Source organism: Corallococcus sicarius, assembly GCF_003611735.1.
Taxonomy (GTDB): domain Bacteria; phylum Myxococcota; class Myxococcia; order Myxococcales; family Myxococcaceae; genus Corallococcus; species Corallococcus sicarius.
This window is the reverse complement of sequence record NZ_RAWG01000077.1, coordinates 26,496-33,138: the sequence shown is the minus strand read 5'-3', so window position 1 is coordinate 33,138 and position 6,643 is coordinate 26,496. Positions and strand designations below refer to the sequence as shown.

General features: G+C 68.7%; 8 protein-coding genes. 2 read left to right on the top strand and 6 right to left on the bottom strand.

Annotated features, from left to right (window positions below; all coding sequences use genetic code 11):
* The 3 genes from D7X12_RS14700 to D7X12_RS14690 all read right to left on the bottom strand — a co-directional run.
* Nucleotides 1-866: APC family permease (locus tag D7X12_RS14700; protein WP_244224556.1), on the bottom strand; the 866-nt coding region annotated here is incomplete at its 3' end.
* 482 nt (nt 867-1,348) lie between these two features.
* Nucleotides 1,349-2,104, bottom strand: a complete 756-nt coding sequence (locus D7X12_RS14695) for a phosphatase domain-containing protein (protein WP_244224555.1) — start codon at nt 2,102-2,104, stop codon at nt 1,349-1,351.
* 205 nt (nt 2,105-2,309) lie between these two features.
* On the bottom strand, nt 2,310-3,275 hold the full coding sequence (locus D7X12_RS14690; RefSeq protein ID WP_120625899.1) for a M91 family zinc metallopeptidase: 966 nt from the start codon (nt 3,273-3,275) through the stop codon (nt 2,310-2,312).
* Between the two features lie 317 nt (nt 3,276-3,592).
* On the opposite strand from D7X12_RS14690, the gene D7X12_RS14685 reads away from it, so the two are divergent.
* Nucleotides 3,593-4,960 carry a DUF3427 domain-containing protein gene (locus D7X12_RS14685; protein ID WP_120625898.1) on the top strand — a complete coding sequence of 456 codons (1,368 nt, stop codon included), beginning with the start codon at nt 3,593-3,595 and terminating at the stop codon, nt 4,958-4,960.
* Between the two features lie 16 nt (nt 4,961-4,976).
* On the opposite strand, the gene D7X12_RS14680 is transcribed toward D7X12_RS14685, so the two are convergent.
* Complete coding sequence (locus D7X12_RS14680; RefSeq protein ID WP_120625897.1) at nt 4,977-5,255, bottom strand: hypothetical protein; 279 nt, start codon at nt 5,253-5,255, stop codon at nt 4,977-4,979.
* Between the two features lie 128 nt (nt 5,256-5,383).
* Here D7X12_RS14680 and D7X12_RS14675 point away from each other — a divergent pair, with 128 nt between their 5' ends.
* A complete protein-coding gene (locus tag D7X12_RS14675; protein WP_120625896.1) occupies nt 5,384-5,938 on the top strand; it encodes a dihydrofolate reductase family protein in 555 nt (184 codons plus the stop codon).
* On the opposite strand, the gene D7X12_RS14670 is transcribed toward D7X12_RS14675, so the two are convergent.
* Together D7X12_RS14670 and D7X12_RS14665 are read right to left on the bottom strand one after the other, a co-directional pair.
* Nucleotides 5,892-6,371, bottom strand: coding sequence for a hypothetical protein (locus tag D7X12_RS14670; protein ID WP_120625895.1), 480 nt, complete (start codon nt 6,369-6,371; stop codon nt 5,892-5,894). The genes D7X12_RS14675 and D7X12_RS14670 overlap by 47 nt on opposite strands.
* A 15-nt stretch (nt 6,372-6,386) precedes the next feature.
* Nucleotides 6,387-6,545 (bottom strand): hypothetical protein, encoded by a 159-nt coding sequence (locus tag D7X12_RS14665; RefSeq protein ID WP_244224554.1) that lies wholly within the window; start codon nt 6,543-6,545, stop codon nt 6,387-6,389.
* Nucleotides 6,546-6,643 lie beyond the last annotated feature (98 nt).

The following is a 6,643-nucleotide window of genomic DNA, read 5'->3' as shown; positions in this document are numbered from 1 at the left end:
GAGATAGGCGCTGCGGGGCTTGTCGAAGTAGCTGGCCGCCTCCGCGAAGCAGAGCACGAGCAGCAGCACCGCCAACCCCACCCCCCGAGGAACCGCGCGGCGGCGTTGGCGAGCGGCGTCTGCGCGTCCGCGACCCCGGGCAACGTGCCCAGCGCCACCCACTGCACCGCCGTGTAGATGAGTGTGACAACGCCTATCTGCACGATGAGCGCGAAGGGCACGTCGCGGCGTGGGTTCTTGAACTCACCCGCGGGAGCCGCCGTGTTCTCGAAGCCGGCATAGGCGAACAGCAGCAGCAGCACCGCGGACCCCAGGTTGCCTCCCTCCCTGGGAGCCACCGACGTCGCCAGCGGCACGGACACGGAGAAGAGGCCCACGGCGATGAACACCAGCAGTGGCACCGTCTTGGTGACGGCGAGGAACACCGCGGTGCGCGCGCCGCCCTTCACGCCCACGACGTTGATGGCCGTGAGCGCGAGCAGGGGCACGGCGATGGCCAATCCCTGGCCCAGGCCCGAGTTCGCCGCTGGCCACAGGAAGCCCAGCGCGCGGGAGAAGCCAACGGATAACGAGGCCACGGACGAGACGCGCGCAAGCCACGTCATCCAGCCGACCTGGAACCCCACCCGTTCTCCAAAGGCTTCACGCGTGTAGAGATAGGCGCTGCCGGGCTTGTCGAAGTAGCTGGCCGCCTCCGCGAAGCAGAGCACGAGCAGCAGCACCGCCAGCCCCGCGAGCATGACGGCGCCTGTGCTGGCCGAGCCCAGGTTCGCGGCGGCCGCCGCGGGCAGCAGGTAGACACCGCTGCCGATGACGTCGTTGATGGAGAACCCGACGATTTCCCAGCGCGATACCGCGCGCCGCATGCCCGGCTCATGAGGAGGCGAATGGGTTTCGGTGGTCATGGATGGAAGGGGAGGGGAACCCACTGGAGCACAGATGCGGTGAATCCGCGAATTCGCCTCCACTCGGCGACATGTGGGGACTATTGAAGCGGCACGCAAGGGTTGATGAGTGCGTCGTCGTGCCCTTGCTTCAGTGCCTCCAGGTCCCGGAGTTCCAGAGCGCGGTGACGCCACGAAACAGACCTCATCGCAGGAGGTGGGCTCCGCACAGTCTTCGGGCCAGGCAGGCTGGACATCGGGGCTTGCCGCGATTGACTTTCGTGGCCAGGGACCTGGGGCGGCGGTGATGGCGTGGGACGTCTGTCATTGGGCCAGGTATTGCTCCGCGCCCGTGCAGCCTTCGCAGGAGACCGCCTCCGTCTCCTCGGAGCAGGCCCCGACCGCCGAGAGCTGAGCGGTCTTGAGCAACCGCGAGGCCCGGTGTCGTGTCCGGGGCTCGCGGTTCAGCGCGACACTCCACCCGAGGGCTGGAGTGCGTCCGCCAACGCGTCGAGCGCGCGCTGCTGCTGAGCGGAGAGCCGCACCGCCGGCCGCGCCTGCCGCACCCTCGCGAGGGCCACCTTCGCGTCCGGTGCATCCCCCCGGGCTACGAGGAGCGCCGCGGCAATCATCCCCGTGCGCCCATGCCCCTGCGCGCAATGGATGTACAGCGGCCCGGGCAGGGCGGCCAGCTCCCGAAGGACCGGGGCCACCCGCTCCACGGGCAACGTCGAAGCATCCAGGATGGGCAGCGACACGTAGCGGCAGGCGCTCCGGATGCCTTCCGGCTCGATGAACTCGGAGGTCAGGTCGAGCAACGCGCTGACACCTGTGGGCAGCTCGCCGGGCAGCAGTCGGCGTCCCACGAGGACCCCCGGCACCACTTCATCAAGGACGCGCTCCCGGGAGATGCGCCGTGCCAGATGCCAGGTGCCCCACGTGAGCAGCAGATAGGGCAGGAGCGCGAGCACCGCCCACGGACGCATCCGTCCATCCGCTTGCTTCCCGAAGGCCCGCGCACCCACTCCCGCATAGGCGAGCGCCACGATGGCGAAGCTCCAGGCGGGCCATAGCAGCAGCCAGCCTGCACCTTGGAGCCGCGATGCCAGGAAGGCGAGGAGCACCGCCGCGGTGGCGAAGACGAACGTGTATTTCAGCCGGGCCAGCTCCAGAAGAGGGGAGCCGCCGGGAAGGGCCTGGTAGCTCGCATCGAGTCCCATGCGGCCCTTCCTAGCAGCTCCGGCGCCATCGGTTCAGCCAGCCCGCGCTGGTCACCTGCACGGCGGTGGTGGGAGGCACCCCGGCGACCGCGGCCTCCGCTCCCTCAAGCGGAGGCAGAGCCGAAGCCGGAAGAGGGCTGGTCCTTCCTCACGGCCGGCGCAAGGAAGGATTGCCCGAAGGTGGGGGACGCAAGCCCCCGGTGCCTCACTTCTCCAGGTCGCCGACGATCTTGTTGAAGGGCGACGGCTGGCCGGCCAGCTTCTGGAAGAAGTTCCGGGTGTCGGTGCCTGCATCGTAGTTGTTGAAGGCGTCGTCGCCGCCGTGCTTCACGTCGGGCTTCAGGCCCGAGTAGTCCGGGCGGGACGGCAGGCCATGCTCGGCGCGGATGGCGTTCTCGGACGGGGCCCAGTTGTTCTTGGTGTGCGGCGTGGGGCGCAGGCCGACGGTCTCGAACTCCTCCGTGAGCATCAGGCGGGTGTCGATGGTCTTCTTCATGTCGGCCGAGAACGCCGGGTGCTGCTTGAAGACGTCGGCGTTGCTGTGCTTGCTGGCCTCCAGGGGGCTCACCTGGACGCCATTGGACGCGCGCCAGGCGTGGACCGCCTCGTGGCCCAGGTTGTTGAAGCGCGGGCCGGAGTCCTTCTCGTTGTACTTGATGTCGCTGGCCGTGCCCGCGCCGGCCCGGCCGTCGAAGCGGTACGCCGGGCGGGAGGAGGAGAACGTGCCGTCGTTGCGGGGCACATGCGCGTTGGGCAGCGCCGCGTTGCGGCCCGAGGAGATGTCCGCCACCGTCAGCGGCTTGCGCAGCGTGCCCGTGGCGCCGGGGTTCACGGCCTGGGTGCGGCCGTTGAGCTCCGTCAGCATCTGGTTGCCGACCGGCTTGCTGGTCAGCTTGTTGGTGGAGTTGCGCACGTCCTGCGTGAAGTCCGCGAAGTCCGCGCCCGACTGCTTGCTGTCACGGCGGGTCCGGATGCCCTGGAGCTTCGGGTCCACCACGCCGTAGTCCGCCGGCTTGAGGTTGTTCTTGCCCGTCTTCAGCTCCGCGGGCGACACCGGGGCCTTCGGCTTCGCGTTTTCGGGCCGGGCCGGGAGGCTGTCGCGGCGCGGGCGGGAGCTGGAAGAAGAAGACGACGACGAAAGCTTGGAGAACGAAGAGGAGCGCAGCTTCATGGAAGGCCTCGGGAGTGGAGTGCGGCGACGGACCACCCCTACTGCACCCTGCGTGCCCACTGCTTCGCGGACCCTGGGCCCATCCGGCCTTCGTGATTCCAGGGGATTGCGTTGGCGTGGGCGCCGTCCCGGGGGTGGCTCCTGATGACGGGAGTCAGGGGCCTGATGTCTGGAGTCATCAGGGGCGGGCTCCAGGGGGACCGCGTCCAGCAGTTCCCGGTTGACCTGCGGGCTGGTTCGACGGGCGCATCGCCTGCGACGTCCGGCTCTGGCAGGCGCTCGAACAGGGGCTGCTCTGCCCCTTCCAGTACTTCGGCGTGAATGACCACACCGACCTCTCGTCGGTGACCTTCAAGCGGGGCACGTACGCCAAGAGGGAGCTCGCGGCGCTGTACACCGGGGATGACGTCCGGGCCCAGCGCATCCTCCAGGCCGTGGCGGAGTACATCCATGTCCCCCAGGCCATGCGTGCGCTCGGGTTCTGCGTGGGTGTCACGCATTCGGAGGTGATGGCGCGCCACTTCAACGCCGCGGGCCTCAAGGCCGTGGCGCTGCATGCGGGCTCACCGGACGGAGAGCGTCGCGACGCTGTGTCAAAGCTGCGACGCGGCGAACTCCAGGCCGTCTTCACCGTGGACCTCTTCAACGAAGGCGTGGACATCCCCGAGGTGGACACGCTCCTCCTGCTCCGGCCGACGGAGAGCGCCACCCTCTTCCTCCAACAACTGGGCCGCGGCCTGCGTTGGTCCCAGGGCTCGGGCAAGAGCGTGCTCACGGTGCTCGACTTCATCGGGCAGGCGAACAGGCGCTACCGCTTCGACGTGCGCTACCGGGCCATTGTCGGAGGTACGCGGCGGCAACTCGAACACGAGCTGGAGCATGACTTCCCACGCCTGCCGCCGGGCTGCGCCATCCGGCTGGACCGGATTGCCCGCGAGCACGTGTTGCACAACATCCGGGCCGCCGTGCACCAGGCGCGGTGCATGCTCCTGGAAGAGCTCCAGTCCTTGCCTCGTGAGACGCGCCTCTCCGACTTGTGGATGCTCTTCACGGCGCTCGGCTTCCGGAGCCGTCCGGTGTCCGAGTGGTCGCAGGCCATGGCAGAGCTGTGGGCCTGCGCGGCTTTGCGCGAGGAGCTGCTGGAGGTGCTGGCGTTGCTCGCGGACCGGAGCCGGCGCGTGCACACGCCACTGGACGCATCAGGCCCCGTGCCGCTGGCGAGCCATGCGACGTACGGGCTCTACGAGGTGATTGCGGCCTACGGGGTGTTGGGGACGAAGGGAATGCTCCGGGAGGTGCGAGAGGGCGTCCTGTGGGTGGAGGAACATCGGACGGACCTGCTCTTCATCACCCTCGACAAGTCGGACGCGGACTTCAAGCCCACCACGCGCTACGCGGACTATGCCGTCTCACCGGGGCTGTTCCATTGGGAGTCGCAGAACGCCACGTCCTCCTCCTCACCGACGGGCAGGCGGTACGTGGAGCACGTCGAGCGCGGGACGCGCGTCATCCTCTTCGTGCGCGAGCGCAAGAAGGATGACCGCGGCGAGTCGATGCCCTACCTGTGCCTGGGCCCGGCCCGCTACGTGAGCCACGAGTCGGAGAGGCCCATGCGAATCCTCTGGGAGCTGGAGCGCCCCATGCCCGCGGAGTTCTTCCAGGCCACCAAGGTGGCGGCCGGGTAGGGCACGGCCTACAGCTTCAGCTCGACAGCCGCAGGCCGCCCATGAGCCAACCATGGAACCGCGCCTCATCGACGTTCACGTACTTGCCCAGGGTGAACGTCACGAAGGGGCCCAGCCAGAAAGAGCGGATCCCTGGTTTCAGGAAGGAGGTGCCAAGATAGACGCGCGGGCTCAAGAACCAGCCCAGGTCGAACTGCACCGGGATGATCCCGAACACCCAGGAGCTCAGCGGCGGGGCATCCGAATCACCACCGCCGCCCGACAGCAGGCCTACGGGGAGGCCGAACCCTTTCACACGACAACTACCTTGACGCTCACCGGGGGTGTCGAGTTTCTGCGCGCCGATACCCACCGGGGATGGGGCATTGCGTCAATGGTTCGGGCTGCTGCGCGCTGGGCGCGCTTTTCGTAGAATCCCACGCCATGGGCCTCCTCACCTTCGGTCTCAACGTGACTTTGGACGGGTGCATCGATCACACCCAGGGGATCGCGGACGACGAGCTGCACGACTATTGGACGCAGCTCATGGATCAGAGCGGGGCGATGCTCTTCGGGCGCAACACCTACGAGCTGATGGAGGGAGCCTGGCCCGCGGTGGCACGCGACGAAAAGGCGCCGCGCGCGATGCGCGAGTGGGCACAGAAGCTCGAGGCGAAGGCGAAGTACGTCGTGTCGGGCTCGCGGAGCGACTTTCCGTGGCAGAACACGATCAAGGTGGAGGGTGACCTTCGCGAGGCGATCTCGGCGCTGAAAGCGAAGACCGAGCGGGGGGTCCTCGTCGGAGCGCCCAAGCTCGCGGCTGCGCTCGAGGAGTTGGGGCTCATCGACGAGTACCGCATCGTCGTTCATCCCATCATCAGTGGCCGCGGGCCGACGTTGTTTCATGGCCTGTCGAGTGCGCGGCAGCTCGAGCTGCTCTCGACGCAGCGGTTCAAGTCCGGCGTGCAGGCGCTCCACTTCCGTCGCAAAGCGGGATGAGCGTGGTTGGAAGCGGCGGCAATCGAACCCGCCGCAGCCAGAACTGGGGCTTGTGGTCCGGCATCGTCGCGGCCCACTTGCGGATGAGCCCCGACAGCCCCTTGGGCGGACAGGCGGTGCCGAAGACGGGCGGCCACTCCCGGTTGGGACGGCCGTGCTTGAACACCGCCGAACTCGCCGGATCCATGCGCTCCATGTCCATGCGCGCGTTGGGCCAGGGCTCGGGCGTCCGCATCATCGGGACGCCGGGGCGGCGCGACAGGTCCCGGTCCACGCCCCACCAGGCCGGGCGACGCGGGGCTTCCACGGCCTTGTAGCCGGAGTGGTGCTCGATGTCCGCGGCGGTGCTCAGCCGGGGCTCCCGGAGGGGGTGGGTCGCGTCGATGCGGGGCGTCCGCACCTGTGACTCCCGCGGAGTGTTGGTCGGTTCCATGTGGGTCGTCTCCGGTCAGTGGATGATGGGGCCGTTGGGGAAGAGGGCGCACTTGATGCACCCGTCCTGCTTGCGAGCCATCGTGCGGTAGAACTCGAGGGCCTTCTCCAGCGGGCCCCGGTGCGTGAACACCTCCGACGGGCGGATGCGGCCGGCCGGCCGGCCGCGTGCCACGCGGTCGAGGCCGCCTGGCAACCCGGCAGCGTGCATCGCCTCACCCCCCGGACAAGGGGCGCCCGTAGCGCCGCAGGGCAGACGGGCAGCCCGGCGGG

Excerpts from the sequence above, each read along its gene's own strand:
- D7X12_RS14695 (WP_244224555.1), bottom strand. The coding sequence starts at position 2,104 with ATGGGACTCGATGCGAGCTACCAGGCCCTTCCCGGCGGCTCCCCTCTT.
- D7X12_RS14690 (WP_120625899.1), bottom strand. The coding sequence starts at position 3,275 with ATGAAGCTGCGCTCCTCTTCGTTCTCCAAGCTTTCGTCGTCGTCTTCT.
- D7X12_RS14675 (WP_120625896.1), top strand. The coding sequence starts at position 5,384 with ATGGGCCTCCTCACCTTCGGTCTCAACGTGACTTTGGACGGGTGCATC.
- D7X12_RS14670 (WP_120625895.1), bottom strand. The coding sequence starts at position 6,371 with ATGGAACCGACCAACACTCCGCGGGAGTCACAGGTGCGGACGCCCCGC.